Here is a 15,378-nt window from a genome sequence, read left to right as displayed (position 1 = left end):
ATCAGGAGGTGGCCGGGATGAAGATCGACCAGGACTACCGGGACATGTTGCAGACCCTCTCGGAGGGGTCCGTCCACCGGCGCTTCGACCCCTACCTGGACATCGACTGGGACTCCGCCGACTTCCAGATCGACCCGAACGACCCGCGCTGGGTCCTGCCCGAGTGCGACCCGCTGGGCGCGCACCCCTGGTACAAGGCGCAGCCGCTGGAGAAGCAGATCGCGATCGGGCTGTGGCGCAGCGCCAACATCTCCAAGGTCGGGCTTCAGTTCGAAAGCGTCCTGATCCGCGGCATGATGCAGTACGCCATGCGGCTTCCGAACAACTCGCCGGAATTCCGCTACTGCATGCACGAGATGACCGAAGAGTGCAACCACATCCAGATGTTCCAGGAGTTCGTGAACCGCACGGGCGTGGACGTCCCGGGCATGCGGGCCGACTACCGCGCGACGTCGCACTTCTGGCACCTCGGGGCCTACCTTCCGGTCATCTTCTTCATTGGCATCCTCGCCGGTGAGGAGCCGATCGACCACTTCCAGAAGAGCGTGATCCGCGAAGGCGCCGAGCGCCCGCCCGCGCTGCTGCGCACGATGGAGATCCACATCGCCGAGGAGGCGCGGCACATCTCGTTCGCGCACCGCTTCCTGCACGAGCACGTCAGCCGCCAGAACAAGGCCGGCAAGGGCATCACCTCGGTCGCCTACCCGCTCATCATGCGCTGGCTCGCCGGTGCGATCATGTCGCCGCCCAAGGAGTTCGCCCGCGAGTTCGGCATCCCGCGCAAGGTGATGCGCGAGGCGTTCTGGAAGCGGAACGAGTCCCGCGACATCATGCGCGACTACTTCGGCGACGTCCGGATGCTGGCCGACGAGCTGAAGCTGATGAACCCCGTCGCCAAGGCGCTCTGGCGGACGCTGAAGATCGACGGGCCGTCCTCCCGCTTCCGCGGCGAGCCGCACCGGCGCGCCCAGGCCGCGGCCTGACCGCATCGCCGCACACCCCTCGCGAAGCCGTAAGGAAACCCCCACCCCATGCCTCACGTCGTCACGCAGTCCTGCTGCAACGACGCCTCGTGCGTCCACGCCTGCCCGGTGAACTGCATCCACCCCACGCCGGACGAACCGGACTTCCACACGGCGGAGATGCTGTACATCGACCCGGCGTCCTGCGTGGACTGCGGCGCCTGCGTGAGCGCGTGCCCGGTGGGGGCAATCGTCCCGCACACCAAGCTGGCCGACGACCAGCTCACCTTCCTGCCGCTGAACGCCGACTTCTTCGCGCCGCAGCGGCCCAAGCCGCCGCTGCTGGCCAAGGTCACCGAGCCGCTGCGGGTGCGTCCGGCGGACGAGCCGCTGCGCGTCGCCGTCGTCGGCTCGGGCCCGGCGGCGATGTTCGCCGCCGACGAGCTGCTGACGATTCCTGACGCACGCGTCAATGTATTCGAGCGGCTCTCGGTCCCGTACGGGCTGGCCCGCACCGGCGTCGCCCCCGACCACGGCAAGACCCGGCAGGTCACGGACCTGTTCGACACGGTCGCGCGGCAGGACGGGTTCCGGCTGTTCCTCGGCGTCGAGGTCGGCCGCGACATCACGCACGAAGAACTGCTCGCCCACCACCACGCCGTCGTCTACGCCGTGGGGGCGTCCTCCGACCGGCGGCTGACGGTGCCGGGCGCCGAGACGGCGGCCACCGCGACCGAGTTCGTCGCCTGGTACAACGGCCACCCCGACCACGCGCACCGCACGTTCGACCTGTCGCACCGCCGCGCGGTCGTCGTCGGCAACGGCAACGTCGCGCTGGACGTGGCGCGCATCCTGACGCGCGACCCGGAGTCGCTCGCGGACACCGACATCTCGCCGCTCGCCCTGGACGCGCTGCGCGCGAGCGCGATCGAGGAGGTCGTCGTCGTGGGCCGGCGCGGCCCGGCGCAGTCGGCGTTCACGGTCGCGGAACTGACGGGACTGCTGTCCACGCCGGGCATCGACGTCGTCGCCGAGGGCCTGGGCGCCGACCCGGTGACGGACGGTCTGCCGCACTCCACCGTCCACAAGCTGCGCATGCTGCGCGACCTGCCCGAACAGGACGGTACGCGCCGCCGGATCGTGCTGCGCTACCTGCTCACCCCGGAACGCGTCACGGACACCGGTGTCGCGTTCGTCCAGAACGAGCTGGTGGACGAGGCGGGCGTCGCCCGCGCCGTCCCCACCGACCGCACCGAGCACATCGAAGCGGGCCTCGTCCTGTCGTCGATCGGCTACAAGGGCCGCCCGGTCGCCGACCTGCCCTTCGACGACGCCACCGGCACGGTCCCGCACGACTCCGGCCGCGTCATCGACCCGGGCCTCGGCACCGCCGTCCCCGCCACGTATGTCACGGGATGGATCAAACGCGGACCGACCGGCTTCATCGGCACGAACAAGACCTGCGCCCGCGAGACCGTCCACACCCTCGTCGACGACTACAACATTGGCCGCCTCCCCACCCCGTCCACCGACCCCGAGGTACTGGAACGCCTCATCAGGTCGCGGACCACGACACCCGTCCCCACCCCCTGATCGGCTAGCAGCCCGGCAGGACGGTTTCGGCGATGCGTTGCCGGTGCCAGGCCGGGGTGCCGAAGAGCTGGGCCGAGCCGTGGGCGCGCTTGAAGTAGCGGTGCGCCGGGTGTTCCCAGGTGAAGCCGATGCCGCCGTGGAGCTGGATCGTCTCGGCCGCCGCCGTCTGGAACGCCTCCGCGCAGTACGCCTGCGCGGTCGCGGCGCGGCGCTCGGCGTCGGGGGCGTCCGCCGCGAGGGCACGGGCGGCGTCCCGCCCGAGCGAGCGGGCCGACTCGACGAGGACGTAGACGTCCGCGAGCCGGTGCTTGACCGCCTGGAACGAGCCGATGGGACGCCCGAACTGCTTCCGCGTCCTGACGTACTCCACCGTCATGTCGAGGCAGTACTGGGCGCCGCCGAGCTGCTCGCCCGCGAGCGCCGTCGCGGCGACGGCCAGCAGCCGGTCCAGCAGGGGAGCGGCATCGGCGGCCAGCAGCGTCGCGGGCGTGCCGTCGAAGACGATCCGCGACTGCGGACGGGTCTGGTCCATCACCGGCAGCGCTTCGACGGCCGCGTCCGTCACCGCGAAAAGCGCCAGGTCGCCGCCGAACCGGGCGGGCACGACGACAAGCCCGGCACCGGGGGCGTCGAGCACGTGGTCCTTCACGCCATACAGCCGTCCGTCGCGGGCTTCGGCGCGGATCGCGGCGGCGTCCCACGAGCCGTCCTCCGCCCAGGCGACCGTGCCGGTCAGCGTGCCCTCGGCCAACGCGGGCAGGTGCTCGTGCGCTCCCGCGAGCAGCAGCGCCTGCGCGGCGAGCACCGCCGACGACAGGAACGGGACGGGCGCCAGCACGCGGCCGACCTCCTCGCAGACGACCTGCGTCTCGGCGAGCGTGCAGCCCAGGCCGCCGTGCTCCTCGGGCACCGCGAGCCCGTAAGCGCCGAGCTGCCCGGCGAGGATCGCGGGGCCCTCCGCACGGTTTAGCGCGGAGCGCACGCTGGCGCGCAGTTCGGCATGATCGAGCGTCACGGCGACCTCACTCCATCAGCGCGCGGGCGCGCGGCTCGGACGGGCGTCCTGCGGGCGGGGCCGGGCGTGTTCGCCGTCAGCGCGCGGGTGCGCGGCTCGGACTCGACAACCTCGCCACCAGACCGCGCGGCAACGCGCCGCCCACGGTGCAAGCCACCAACGGTGGCGTCGTAGGCGCGGGTCACAGCGCGGCCAGCACTCGGGCCCGGTGCTCGGACGGCGAACCCCACGCGTTGTACAGCGCGCGGGCCTTGCGGATCGAGAACGAGCCGTCGAACTCCTCGGTGTAGCCGATCGCCCCGTGCACCTGGAGCGCGACGCGCGCCGCCGCGTACGACGCCCGCGCGCACGCGGCCTTGGCGGCCGACACGTCCCGCGCGAAATCGGGCGTACCGTGCGCGAGCGCGGCGCCGTACACGAGCGGCCGGGCGAACTCCAGCCCGGTCAGCACGGACGCGAGATGGTGCTTCACGGCCTGGAACGCGCCGATCGGACGCCCGAACTGTTCCCGCGTCCCCGCGTACGCGACCGTCCGCTCCAGCAGTCCGCGCCCGACGCCGAGCTGCTGCGCCGCGCACGCCAGCGTCGCCAGGTCGAACGCCGGGCCGGTGTCCACGCCGCGCGCCAGCACCTCCCCGGGCACGACCTCGAACAACCGCCGCGCCGGGTCGAGCGACGTCAGCTCCCGGCCGGGCGCGGCGGCGCGCAGGTCGGTGCCGTCGGCGGCCAGGACGAGGTCGGCGCGGTCGGCGTCCAGCGCGTACGGCCGGGCGACCGACACGACCGCGTCGCCGGACGCGACACGCGGCAGCCACGCGTCGGCCAGCGGGTCGCGGTCGAGCAGGACGGCAGCCGCGACCGTCTCCACGACCGGTCCGGGCACGGCGTGCCGCCCCAGCTCGTGCAGCGCCGTGACGAGTTCGACGGGCAGCACGCCCGCGCCGTCGTACTTCTCCGGGACCGCGACCGCGAACACGCCCGCGTCGGCCAGCGCCGACCACAGCGGACGCCAGTCCCCGCCGCGCAACACGTCCGGCACCCCGGCGCCCGACAGCAGTTCGCGCAGCGTCGCACCGAACATGCGCTGCTCGGCGTTCAGGACGAACTTCACCGGTTCCCCCTCGGCAGGCCGAGCACCCGCTCGGCGACGATGTCGCGCTGGATCTCGTTGGTGCCCGCGTAGATCGGCCCGGCGAGCGCGAACACGTAGCCCTCCAGCCAGTCCCCGGCCAGTTCGCCGTCCGGGCCGAGCAGGTCGAGCGCGGTCTCGTGCAGCGCGATGTCCAGTTCCGACCAGAAGATCTTGTTGACGCTGGCCTCGGCGCCGACGTCGTCGGTGCGCGACACCGTCTCGAAGCCCTTGAGCCGGTAGGCGCGGGCGGCGATCCAGGCGTCGGCGACACGGTCGCGCAGCGCGGCGTCGGACGGGTCGCCGTGCGCGCGCCACGCGGCGACGAGCCGGTCGGCGGCGGCGGTGAAACGGCCGGGGGAGCGGAGCGTCAGGCCGCGCTCGTTGCCGGCGGTGCTCATCGCGACGCGCCAGCCGTCGCCGGGAGCACCGATGACGTCATCATCCGGGACGAACACCTCGTCCAGGAACAGTTCGGCGAACGCGGGCCTGCCGTCCAGGCGGCCGATGGGGCGGACCGTGACGCCCGGCGCGTCGAGCGCGAACATGACGTAGGTGAGCCCGCGATGGCGCGTCGACTCGGGATCGGAGCGGAACAGCCCGAAGCCGCGGTCAGCGAACGCGGCGCGGGAACTCCACGTCTTCTGCCCGGAGAGCCGCCAGCCGCCGTCCACGCGGGTCGCGTTGGCGCGCAGCGCCGCCAGGTCGCTGCCCGCGTCGGGCTCTGACCACGCCTGCGCCCAGATGACGTCGCCCGCCGCCATCGGCGGCAGCACCCGCGCGAGCTGGTCCGGCGTGCCGTGCGCGAAAAGGGTAGGGGCGAGCAGATTGATGCCGTTCTGGCTGACGCGGCCGGGCGCACCCGCCGCGTAGTACTCCTCCTCGAAGACCAGCCACTCCAGCGGCGTCGCGCCCCGCCCGCCGTGCTCGACCGGCCACGAGACGACCGAAAGCCCGGCCGCGCCGAGCCTTCTCTCCCACTCCCGGTGCTGGGCGAACCCGGTCGCGGTCTCCAGCGACTCCAGCGGCTCGGCCGGAACGTGCTCTTGAAGCCATGTGCGCACTTCCTGCCGGAACGCCTGCTCCGCCGCGCTGAACTCAAGATCCATCTGCCGCCGCCTTCTCGATGGACGCGAACCCGGACCGGGGTCTCACCTTCTCCGGCTCGGTGAACGCCGTAGTCGCGCGGACGGACCGGTTCCCGGCGTCCGGTCGCCCGTCGCCTGGGTCGCGGCGAAGTCCCGCGTGGTGCGGAGCGCCGGCCGGGCAGGTGCCATGACGAGCGCGCCGGTGAGACATCACGACCGACATGGCATCTCCCTTTTATCTAACAAGTGTTTGGTAGAGTACCGTACGGTCCGGATGCCGGAAATGCTCCTATCGCAGCGGACCGATGCGGACCCGTCGCCGTCCTCCCACGTCAGCGCTCCGTGAGCGGGACGTCGGTAAAGGAGGGGTTGCCCGGACGGTCCCGGACCGCACACGTCATGATCGGCGCATCGGTATGTCGAGCGGCGGGGTCGTCGCGCAGGGAGGGCAGATGAGCGTCGTCGGGTACGAGGTCGAGCGGGGCATCGCGACGATCACCCTGGATTCGCAGCAGAACCGCAACGCGCTCTCGGCGGCGGTCCGTACGGGACTGGCCGACGGCCTGGCCGCCGCGCGCGCCGACGACGCCGTCCGTGCCGTCGTGCTGACCGCCGCCGGACCGGTGTTCTGCGCGGGCGCCGACCTCAAGGAGATCGCCTCCGGCGCGCCGCCCGCCGGACCCGGCCTGCCGGAGATCCTGACCGCGATCCTCGAATCGCCCAAGCCGGTCATCGCCCGGCTCAACGGACCCGCCCGCGCGGGCGGCCTCGGGCTCGTCGCCGCCTGTGACATCGCGGTCGCGCCCGACGACGTGACGTTCGCGTTCACCGAGGTCCGCATCGGCGTCGTCCCCGCAATGATCGCCGTGGTGTGCCGGGCGCGGATGACGCCGCGCTCGCTGGCCCGCTACCTGGTGACCGGCGAGACGTTCGACGCCGCCGAGGCCGTCGCGTCCGGCCTGCTCACCGCCACCGCCCCGGCCGCCGGGGTGGACGCCCTCGTCACCGGCATGCTCGACGGCCTGCGCCGCGCCGAACCCCGCGCCGTCGCCCGTACCAAGAGCCTCGTCCCCGAACTCGCCGCCCTCAGCCACACCGAGGCGTTCCCGCTGGCCGAACGCGTCTCGGCCGAGTTCTTCGCGAGCCCGGAGGCCGACGAGGGCCGCCGCTCCTTCTTCGAGAAGCGCCCGCCCTCCTGGTCCCTGTGACCAGCGACGCCCGCATCACGTCGGGTCGGTGACGCGCACACGTCACTGACTCGGCGCGGTGACGGCACGGTCACGACCGTGAACCGCGGTCCGTCCGTGGCCGCCACGCGGAAGCGCGGTCAGTCGCGCTGGTAGACGTCCGGAACACCGTCGGCGTCCAGGTCGATCGACTCCTTGACGAAGATCTTCCGGTACGCCCGGTTGCGCAACCGCAGCACGACCGCTGCCAGCAGGCTCGCGGTGACCGACGCGGTGAGCACGGCGATCTTGACGTCGTCGTCGATGTCGGATCCGCTGCCGAACGCGAGTTCCCCGATGAGCAGCGACACGGTGAACCCGATGCCGGCCAGCAGCGCGAGCCCGAACACGTCGAGCCAGGTGAGGTCGTCGTCAAGGTCGGCGCGGGTGAAGCGGGCCACCAGCCAGGTCGCCAGCAGGACACCGACGGGCTTGCCGACGATGAGGCCCGCCATTACGCCGAGCGCGACCGGGTCAGCGAGGCTGGACGTCAGGCCGCCCAGGCCACCGACGTCCACGCCCGCCGCCAGGAACGCGAAGATCGGCACGGCGACACCGGCGGAGATCGGCCGGAACCGGTGCTCGAAGTGCTCAGCGAGCCCGGGACCGGCCTCCGGGCCTCCCCGCGCCCGGCTGCGGATCACCGGCACCGCGAACCCGAGCAGCACGCCCGCGACCGTCGCGTGGACGCCCGACGCGTGCACGAGCGCCCACGTCGCGAACGCCAGCGGCAGCAGCAGCCACCAGCTCCGTACCCGCCGCTGCACCAGCGCGGTGAACACCGCGAGCGGGACGAGCGCGCCGAGCAGCGGCAGCGGTGCCAGATCCGAGGTGTAGCCGACGGCGATGATGACGATCGCGATGAGGTCGTCCACGACGGCGAGCGTCAGCAGGAACGTCCGCAGCGCCGACGGCAGGAATCGTCCGAGGACGGCCAGCACGGCCAGCGCGAACGCGATGTCGGTCGCCGCCGGGATCGCCCAGCCGCGCGCGGCGCCGGGCGTCCCCGCCGTCACCGCCAGGTAGATCAGCGCGGGCACGACGACGCCACCGCACGCGGCGGCGACGGGCACCGCCGCCCGCCGGGGGTCGCGCAGGTCACCGGCGACGAACTCGCGTTTCAGTTCTAGGCCCGCCACGAAGAAGAAGACCGCGAGCAGCCCGTCCGACGCCCAGCTCGCCAGCGAGAGGCGCAGATGCAGCGCCTCGGGGCCGAAGCTGAAGGACCGTAGTGCCTCGTATCCGCTCGACCAGGGCGAATTGGCCCACACCACGGCCATGAGCGCCCCGGTCAGCAGCAGGGCCCCGCCGACGGTCTCCAGCCGCAGGATCGCGGCGATCCGCCGCACCTCCGGCCACGAACCACGGGTGAACAGGGACGTACGAGACGAAGTGCTCACGCATCTCCTCGCGGGGTCGACAGAGGAACCGCCGACCAGACTTCCCGGCACACCTGTTCCTCACCGTACCCACCGGTGATCGGGAAACCTCACGGCGACCCGGACGCTTATTCACGTGAGCCGCCGCTCCCGGCCGTGATATCCCAGGGTGCGGGCCTGTCCGGCCGGCCGTGATTCCGTGAGGAGACCTTCGTTGAGTTCGCTCGCCGTCTGCGTGTTCTGCGCCTCCAGCAGCCGTATCGACCAGATCCACATCGACCTGGCCGAGCAGGTCGGTGCCGAACTGGCGCGGCGCGGGCACAGCCTCGTCAGCGGCGGCGGACGCGTGTCGTGCATGGGCGCCGTCGCGCGCGGGGCGCGGGAGGGCGGCGCCGTCACGATCGGCGTCATCCCCGAGGCGCTGCGCGACATCGAGGTCTCCGACGAGGCGAGCACCGAGCTGATCGTCACGCCCGACATGCGCTCGCGCAAGGGCGAGATGGACCGCCGCAGCGACGCGTTCCTCGTGCTGCCCGGCGGGATCGGCACACTGGAGGAGCTGTTCGAGATCTGGACCGCCCGCGTGCTCGGCATGCACGGCAAGCCGCTGGTCATCCTCGACCCCACCGGCGTCTACGACCCGCTGCGCGAGCTGATGAACGGCCTGGCCGACACCGGCTTCGTCCGCCCGAAGGTGTTCGACGCCATCGGCTGGACGTCGTCCGTCACCGAGGCGTTCGACCTGCTCGAACGCAGCACCGTCCGCATCGAGCCGACCGCCGAGGACTACGGCGAGAGCGTCCCGCAGAGCGAGCAGGACGGCACCGCGCGACGCTGACCCGCCGGGGTGTCTTCCCTGCGGCTCCGCCGTCCGTTCACTCCCGGTTCAGCACCGCCCGCGAAGCTCCTTCTCGATCACTTTGAGGCAAGGAGTTGCTACATGTCCGTTTCGCGGCGCGGGGTCGTGAAGGGCGGTGCGGTGGGAGCCATGTCCATCGCGCTCGCCGGCAGCCTGGACACCGTCTTCCAGACGTCCGCCGAGGCGGTGGGCGCCCCCGGTTATGGAGAACTGGTCCCCGACCCCAAGGGCGTCCTGGACCTGCCCAAGGGCTTCACCTACACGACGCTGTCGGCCGAGGGCGACGCGATCGCCGACGGCGCGCGCGTCCCGGGCAAGCACGACGGCACCGCCACGTTCCCCGGCTCGCGGCTCGGCCGCACCCGGCTGGTCCGCAACCACGAGCAGACCGCGTCCGGCGTCAAGCCCGTCGTCCGCGCCGACCTCGTCTACGACCCGGCCGCGTACGGCGGCACGACGACACTCGAAGTGGACCGTAACAATCGGCTGGTCGCGCAGGAGATCAGCCTCGCGGGCACCGCGACGAACTGCGCGGGCGGCCGCACGCCGTGGGGCACCTGGCTGACGTGCGAGGAGACCGAGGGCTTCGCCGGTCAGACGAAGTCGCACGGCTGGGTCTTCGAGGTCGACCCGACGGGCCGGCGCACCAAGGCCGAGCCGCTGAAGGGCCTCGGTCGTTTCGCGCACGAGGCCGTGGCGATCGACCCGCTCACCCGCGTCGCGTACCTCACCGAGGACGCCAGCAAGCCGTTCGGGCTGTTCTACCGGTTCCGCCCGTCACGCCTGGGATTCGGCTACCACGCCTACATGTCCGGTGGTCAGCTCGACGCGATGCTCATCCCGGACGTCCCGGATCTGGCCTCGGTGACCGAACCCGGCTCCACGTTCCGGGTGAAGTGGGTCAAGGTACCCGACCCCGAGGCGGCGGCGACGTCCACCCGCAAGCAGTTCGACACGATCACCCGCAGCCAGAAGCTCGAAGGCGCCTGGTGGGGTCGCGGTAAGGCGTACTTCGTCGCGAGCTACGCCAAGACCGCCGACGGCGCGACGGGAAACCACGCGGGACAGGTCTGGTCCTACGACCCGCGCCGCGAGACCGTCAAGCTGGAGATGATCTTCAAGCCGAACGGCCGCTTCGAGAGCCCCGACAACATCACCGTCTCGCCCTACGGCGGCGGCGTCATCCTCGCCGAAGACGGTTCGGGCGAGCAGTACCTCGTCGGCTCGACGCTGCGCAACGTCCCGTTCCCGATGGCGCGCAACGCCTTCAACGACAGCGAGTTCACCGGCGTCACCTTCTCGCCGGACGGCCGCACCCTCTTCGCCAACCGCCAGGACCCGGGCGTCACCTTCGCCATCACCGGCCCCTGGCTGCGCCTGCACCTCTGACCGCGCGGCGTCAGGCCAGCCCGCGCCGCCCCAGCAGGGGCGGCCGGTGGCCGCCGATCGAGGCGACCATGTCGAGCACGTCGCGCAACGCGGCGTGCTCGGCCGCGTCCGCCCGGAACACGCGCGCTCCCAGCCAGGCGTGCACGGACGCGGCGGCCAGCAGCTCCGGGCCGCCCCCGGAGAGCGTGACCAGCACCGGTTCGCCGCCGCGCGCCAGCGCCGCGACGTGCTCGGCGGACGGGTCGGTCCCCGCGTCGCGCACGCCGCCGGGGACGGGCTCGGTCGGCGCGAGCAGTCGGTCGTCGGAGGCGTCCATGGGCCGATCGTGGCACAGCCGTGTGGCACGATCGTTGCCAGAAGCCGAGGATCGGAGCGCGCGTGTTCATCTACGTGGTGGTCGGGACCGCCTGCCTGGCCGTGCTGGGAGCGGTGCTCGTCCTGGCCGTCGGACGCGGCGGCGAGCTCGCCCCGGCGCAGCCCGAGACCGCGCCCCCGCTCGTCCCCGCCGGGGAACGGGTGGTGCCGTCCGACGTCACGTCGGTGCGGCTGCCCCGCGGGCTGTGGGGCTATCACCCGGTGGCCACGCAGGACACCGTCCGCTGGTTCGCCACGACGCTCGCCGAACGCGACGCCCGCATCGCGACCCTGGAGACCGAGGTCGCCGACCTGCGCGGCGACGACCCGCCCCCGATCACCCGCGCCGACCGCTGGACCGACACGCCCGCCGCGACGCGCCCGGGCGACACCGCCGGTCCGGCCGCCGCCGAGCCCGCCCCCGCCCTTGACCCCGCCGACGAGCGCCGGTTGCAGGACGAACGCTGGAACGACCTCACCGGACGCGGCGCCAAGAAGCGCGAGGAGTCCACCTCGACGAATCCGGCGACCGGGGACGACCCGACCATCCCCGCAGCCGGAGGCGACATCCCGGCGAACCCGGGCCCGAGCGCGACGTTCGCCGAAGCAGACGCCGCTGAACGCGAGCCGACCGCCGGGGAGCGCTGGGACGACCGCGCCGTCGGCGGGCGGGAGGGGAACGTCCCCGCGAATCCGGTCACCTGGGAGCGCGGGAACGACCTCACCGGTCGTACTACCGGGGGAGCGGAGGGCGGCGTCCCTGCCAGTCCGGTCGCCGGGGAAGGCCAGGACAGCCCCACTGGCCGCAGCGCCGGGGAACCGGAGGGCGGCGTTCCGCTCACCGAGGGGCGCCACGATGACCTCACCGGCCGCGACGCCAGGGGGTCGGTGGGCAGCGCCCCCGCGAATCCGGCATCCGGGGAGCGTCATGACGATCCCAGCGGCCACGTCGCCGGAGGATCGACAGGTGGTGTCCCCGCGAATCCGGTCTCCGGCGCAAGCCCGGACGAGCGCACCCCCCGTGCCGTCCCCGAGGGACCGGGCGCGCAACGGGACGGCGCTTCCACTGACCCGTCCGGCCAGGGCCCCTCGTTCTCCCGTGCCGGAGCCGGAGACGCCTCCGCGCCGGCCGTCCCCGCCGAGCGGCGGGACGACTCCGCCGACGAGGACGACGAGTGGTGGGCGGAATCGTCCGCCGAACCCGACACCAAGAGCGAGCGCTGATGGCCGATGTGTGGGCCGAGGCCACGGGCGCGGCGTCCGCGGCGCACGTCTTCGACGTCCTCACCGACTGGCCGCGCCACCGCGAGTGGATGCCGTTCACCAAGGCCGAGGGCGGCCACGGCGTCGGCGCGGACATCACCGGCTGGACGGGGATCGGGCCGCTGCGCTTCAGCGACACCATGGTCATCACCGACTGGCGGCCGGGCGAACGCGTCGAGGTCCGGCACACCGGGCGGCTGGTGCGCGGTTCGGCGTGGTTCGCGGTCGAACCGCTGCCGGGCGGTGGCAGCCGCGTCGTCTGGACCGAGAAACTCGACCTTCCGCTGGGCGTGCTGGGCCGAGCGGGCTGGGTCGTGGTCCGTCCGGTGACGCGGGTGTTCATGGGCTTCGGGCTCCGGCGGCTTGCCCGGCTCGCCGCGAAAGGCTAGCTCTGTCCGTCCCATCGGGTAGAACGGGCGGGTGAGCATCGCAGTCATTGGCGACGACGGTCTCGGGCGCTGCCCGTGGGGTCTGTCGGCACCCGAATACGTCGCCTACCACGATCAGGAATGGGGCTGCCCGGTCCGCACCGACCAGGGCCTCTACGAACGGATGTCGCTGGAGGCGTTCCAGTCCGGGCTCTCCTGGCTGACCATCCTGCGCAAACGGGAGAACTTCCGCGCCGCGTTCGCCGGGTTCGACCCGGAAAAGGTCGCCGCGTTCACCGCGGACGACGAGGCGCGCCTGCTGGCCGACGCGGGCATCGTCCGCAACCGCGCCAAGATCCAGGCGACGATCGCCAACGCCCGCGCCGCGCTCGACCTCCCCGGCGGTCTGGCCGAACTGCTGTGGTCCTACGCCGACCCGGCGTCCCCAGCCCGGACCTCTCTCGCCGACGTCCCCGCCCTCACCCCCGCCTCCACCGCCATGTCCAAGGACCTCAAACGACGCGGCTTCTGCTTCGTCGGCCCCACCACCGCCTATGCCCTCATGCAGGCGTGCGGCCTGGTCGACGACCACCTCACCGGCTGCCACCGCCACGGCGCCTGCCACTGACCCACCGCCAACGCCCTGCCCGGGACAGCCCTCGGGAAGACGCCGTGACGGCCTACCGCGCAGAGCCGGGACGTCCGACCATGGTCGACGCACCGCGCACCGCGCACCGCGCACCGCGCACCGCGCACCGCGCACCGCGCACCGCGCACCGCGCACCGCGCAGGGCGCACCGTCGTGCGGGCGGACGGACCGCGCCTTGCGGGACAGCGCCTACCGGGACAACCGAGAAAGCCGGGGCGTCCCCGCGCCGGAAGGCTTCGGGCGGGGAACGCCCTCTCGTCCGCCGGCTACCGGGTGGCCGCGACCTCGGCCGCGACGGCGCGCATGACGGTCAGGGTCTCCGCCTCGTCGAGGACGCTGTAGAGCGTGGTCTTGACGATGGTGACCCGGTGCCGTGGCGAGACGTAGACCATCTGGCCGCCGAAACCGCCGTTCCAGAACCCTTCGGTGCCGTCCAGCACCGCTGCCACACTCTGGTCCGGCTTGACGGGGTTCTTCGCCGTGGCGAAGGCGAGCCATGACGACGGCAGGACCTGCCGCCCGTTGGCGCGCCCGTCCTTGAGCATCAGCAGGCCGTACCGGGCCAGGTCACGGTCGCGGACGTAGTAGCAGCAGTAGCCCATGGCGTTGCCGTGCGAGTCGTTGCCGACGTAGGCGTCCGACGCCATGCCGGCCGGTCCCCAGATCTTCTCCTGGATGTACCGGTGGTACGGCTGCCCGACCGCGCGGGACAGGACCAGGGCGAGCACCGCGCTGTTGAGACTGTTGTAGCTGTACTTCGTGCCCTGCGGCAGTTCGGCCGTCGCACCGGCCGCGTACTGGAGTGTCGACGTCCACCCCATGCTGAGGGCGACCTGCAACGGGTAGTCGTCCATGTCCGAGTTCCAGCGAATACCGGACGCCATGCGCAGCAGGTTGCGAATCGTGACGGCTCCGTACGGCCGTGCCGCCAGCTCCGGCACATACGCGCCGACCGTGTCGTCCAACGACTTGATCTTGCCTTCGGTGTGGGCGATCCCGACCGCGTGCGCAGTGAACGGCTTGGCGATCGACCAGGTCTGGAACAGCGAGTCCGCCGAGTACCCGGGCGCGTACCACTCGTTGACGATCCTGTCGTCGTCGAGGACCACCCAGCCCTGCGCCGCGCGGTCGAGGTACTCGCGCAGGGTGCGTACGCGACCTTGATAGGTGTACGTGACGTTCAGCGCGCGGGGTGCGTTCGTCAGTTCCACGGGGTCGTCCGAGGCCCGCAGCGGGTCGAAGTTCGGCAGTGGCGCTCGCGTGACGGGCGCGGCGTCGGCCCGCGCGGGAGGTCCGGCGATGACGTTCAGCGACAGGCCGACAGCCAGCGCCAGGGAGACGGAGACGGATCTACGGCGCATCAGCGGCACCTATCCCGATAGTCCATTTTGTACTACCGCGACGGTACGAACTGTGAAGCTTCCGGCCTATGGCCGTGCTTCTAAAAGACAGTATTGTCTTTTAGCATCTCGGTTCATAGACCGACCATCATGCGCTCGTACCTGATTCCGAACTCGAGGGCGTATCGGTGTTCCGGGGCGAGGTGCTCGCCAGCGAGTTTCGCGAGGCTCTCGTATTCGGTGAACGTCCGCTGATGGGCCCGGACCTGCGCGGGAGCGCGCAACCGTGGCTCGGCTCCGAACCAGAGCTTGAGCATGCCCCGCTCCCGTGCCCCCACCGGGACGACGGTCGTGTCCGCGAGCCAGTCCCCGAGGTCCGTCCGTCCCGTCTCCGTCAGCCGCATCACCCGCCGCTGCCGCCCCGCACCGTCCCGGTCCTGCGCAAGCAGCCCGGCTTCGACGTGCCTGCCGCAGACCGCGTACACCCGCGCATACGGAACCTGCCAGAACGGCGCGACCGTACGGCCCGCCTCGACCTTCACGTCATACGGACTCGCCGCACACAGCGCGTCGACAACCCAGAACGAGACAACCAGAAGGCGTCAGCTTCACCCCAGGAAAGCAGCGCCCCAAGGCATAGCGCCCTGCCCCAACACCCACCTAGGAGCCCACGCTTCAGATTTCGCCACCTCGCACGAAGGTGAGGGTCGGGCGAGCAGGCTGGAGTGCTGGGGTAGACCTGGCTCTACCTCAAGGTCGGCGGT

Annotated in this window: 15 protein-coding genes; 8 read left to right on the top strand and 7 right to left on the bottom strand. The window is 72.0% G+C overall.

Annotation, left to right across the window (positions count from 1 at the left end):
- The first annotated feature begins 17 nt into the window (after window positions 1-17).
- Both C229_RS0113650 and C229_RS30455 read left to right on the top strand, forming a co-directional pair.
- Entirely contained in the window at window positions 18-983 is a 966-nt protein-coding gene (locus C229_RS0113650; protein WP_018655632.1) for an AurF N-oxygenase family protein, read from the top strand.
- A 48-nt stretch (window positions 984-1,031) separates the two neighbouring features.
- Window positions 1,032-2,555, top strand: a complete 1,524-nt coding sequence (locus tag C229_RS30455) for an FAD-dependent oxidoreductase (protein ID WP_081639864.1) — start codon at window positions 1,032-1,034, stop codon at window positions 2,553-2,555.
- 4 nt (window positions 2,556-2,559) lie between these two features.
- On the opposite strand, the gene C229_RS0113640 is transcribed toward C229_RS30455, so the two are convergent.
- The 3 genes from C229_RS0113640 to C229_RS0113630 form a co-directional block, all read right to left on the bottom strand.
- Window positions 2,560-3,570, bottom strand: coding sequence for an acyl-CoA dehydrogenase family protein (locus C229_RS0113640; protein WP_018655629.1), 1,011 nt, complete (start codon window positions 3,568-3,570; stop codon window positions 2,560-2,562).
- A gap of 181 nt (window positions 3,571-3,751) precedes the next feature.
- Window positions 3,752-4,681, bottom strand: a complete 930-nt coding sequence (locus tag C229_RS0113635; protein WP_018655628.1) for an acyl-CoA dehydrogenase family protein — start codon at window positions 4,679-4,681, stop codon at window positions 3,752-3,754.
- A complete protein-coding gene (locus C229_RS0113630) occupies window positions 4,678-5,808 on the bottom strand; it encodes an acyl-CoA dehydrogenase family protein (protein ID WP_018655627.1) in 1,131 nt (376 codons plus the stop codon). Before C229_RS0113630 ends, C229_RS0113635 begins: the two co-directional genes overlap by 4 nt.
- Window positions 5,809-6,239: 431 nt before the next feature.
- On the opposite strand from C229_RS0113630, the gene C229_RS0113625 reads away from it, so the two are divergent.
- Entirely contained in the window at window positions 6,240-6,995 is a 756-nt protein-coding gene (locus C229_RS0113625) for an enoyl-CoA hydratase-related protein (protein WP_018655626.1), read from the top strand.
- A gap of 119 nt (window positions 6,996-7,114) precedes the next feature.
- Here the strand turns inward: C229_RS0113625 and nhaA are convergent, their stop codons facing one another.
- Window positions 7,115-8,413 (bottom strand): Na+/H+ antiporter NhaA, encoded by a 1,299-nt coding sequence (gene nhaA, locus C229_RS0113620; RefSeq protein WP_026313768.1) that lies wholly within the window; start codon window positions 8,411-8,413, stop codon window positions 7,115-7,117.
- A gap of 193 nt (window positions 8,414-8,606) precedes the next feature.
- Here nhaA and C229_RS0113615 point away from each other — a divergent pair, with 193 nt between their 5' ends.
- On the top strand, window positions 8,607-9,230 hold the full coding sequence (locus C229_RS0113615) for an LOG family protein (RefSeq protein WP_018655624.1): 624 nt from the start codon (window positions 8,607-8,609) through the stop codon (window positions 9,228-9,230).
- A gap of 102 nt (window positions 9,231-9,332) precedes the next feature.
- Window positions 9,333-10,640 carry an alkaline phosphatase PhoX gene (locus C229_RS0113610; protein WP_018655623.1) on the top strand — a complete coding sequence of 436 codons (1,308 nt, stop codon included), beginning with the start codon at window positions 9,333-9,335 and terminating at the stop codon, window positions 10,638-10,640.
- Between the two features lie 10 nt (window positions 10,641-10,650).
- On the opposite strand, the gene C229_RS0113605 is transcribed toward C229_RS0113610, so the two are convergent.
- Window positions 10,651-10,956, bottom strand: a complete 306-nt coding sequence (locus tag C229_RS0113605; RefSeq protein ID WP_018655622.1) for a hypothetical protein — start codon at window positions 10,954-10,956, stop codon at window positions 10,651-10,653.
- Between the two features lie 62 nt (window positions 10,957-11,018).
- On the opposite strand from C229_RS0113605, the gene C229_RS32835 reads away from it, so the two are divergent.
- From C229_RS32835 to C229_RS0113590, 3 genes are read left to right on the top strand one after another with little or no spacing between them, the layout of a single operon-like run.
- Window positions 11,019-12,218, top strand: coding sequence for a hypothetical protein (locus C229_RS32835; RefSeq protein WP_020608193.1), 1,200 nt, complete (start codon window positions 11,019-11,021; stop codon window positions 12,216-12,218).
- A complete protein-coding gene (locus tag C229_RS0113595) occupies window positions 12,218-12,646 on the top strand; it encodes an SRPBCC family protein (protein ID WP_018655621.1) in 429 nt (142 codons plus the stop codon). Before C229_RS32835 ends, C229_RS0113595 begins: the two co-directional genes overlap by 1 nt.
- Before the next feature lie 31 nt (window positions 12,647-12,677).
- A complete protein-coding gene (locus C229_RS0113590) occupies window positions 12,678-13,253 on the top strand; it encodes a DNA-3-methyladenine glycosylase I (protein WP_018655620.1) in 576 nt (191 codons plus the stop codon).
- 287 nt (window positions 13,254-13,540) lie between these two features.
- Here C229_RS0113590 and C229_RS0113585 read toward each other — a convergent pair whose 3' ends face one another.
- Window positions 13,541-14,635 carry a serine hydrolase domain-containing protein gene (locus C229_RS0113585; protein ID WP_026313767.1) on the bottom strand — a complete coding sequence of 365 codons (1,095 nt, stop codon included), beginning with the start codon at window positions 14,633-14,635 and terminating at the stop codon, window positions 13,541-13,543.
- 113 nt (window positions 14,636-14,748) lie between these two features.
- Window positions 14,749-15,156 carry a hypothetical protein gene (locus C229_RS0113580; RefSeq protein WP_018655618.1) on the bottom strand — a complete coding sequence of 136 codons (408 nt, stop codon included), beginning with the start codon at window positions 15,154-15,156 and terminating at the stop codon, window positions 14,749-14,751.
- Between the last annotated feature and the right edge of the window lie 222 nt (window positions 15,157-15,378).

It is taken from the genome of Actinomadura flavalba DSM 45200 (assembly GCF_000374305.1).
GTDB lineage: Bacteria > Actinomycetota > Actinomycetes > Streptosporangiales > Streptosporangiaceae > Spirillospora > Spirillospora flavalba.
Note: the sequence above shows the minus strand (reverse complement) of the source record. Positions and strands in the feature narration are given on the sequence as shown.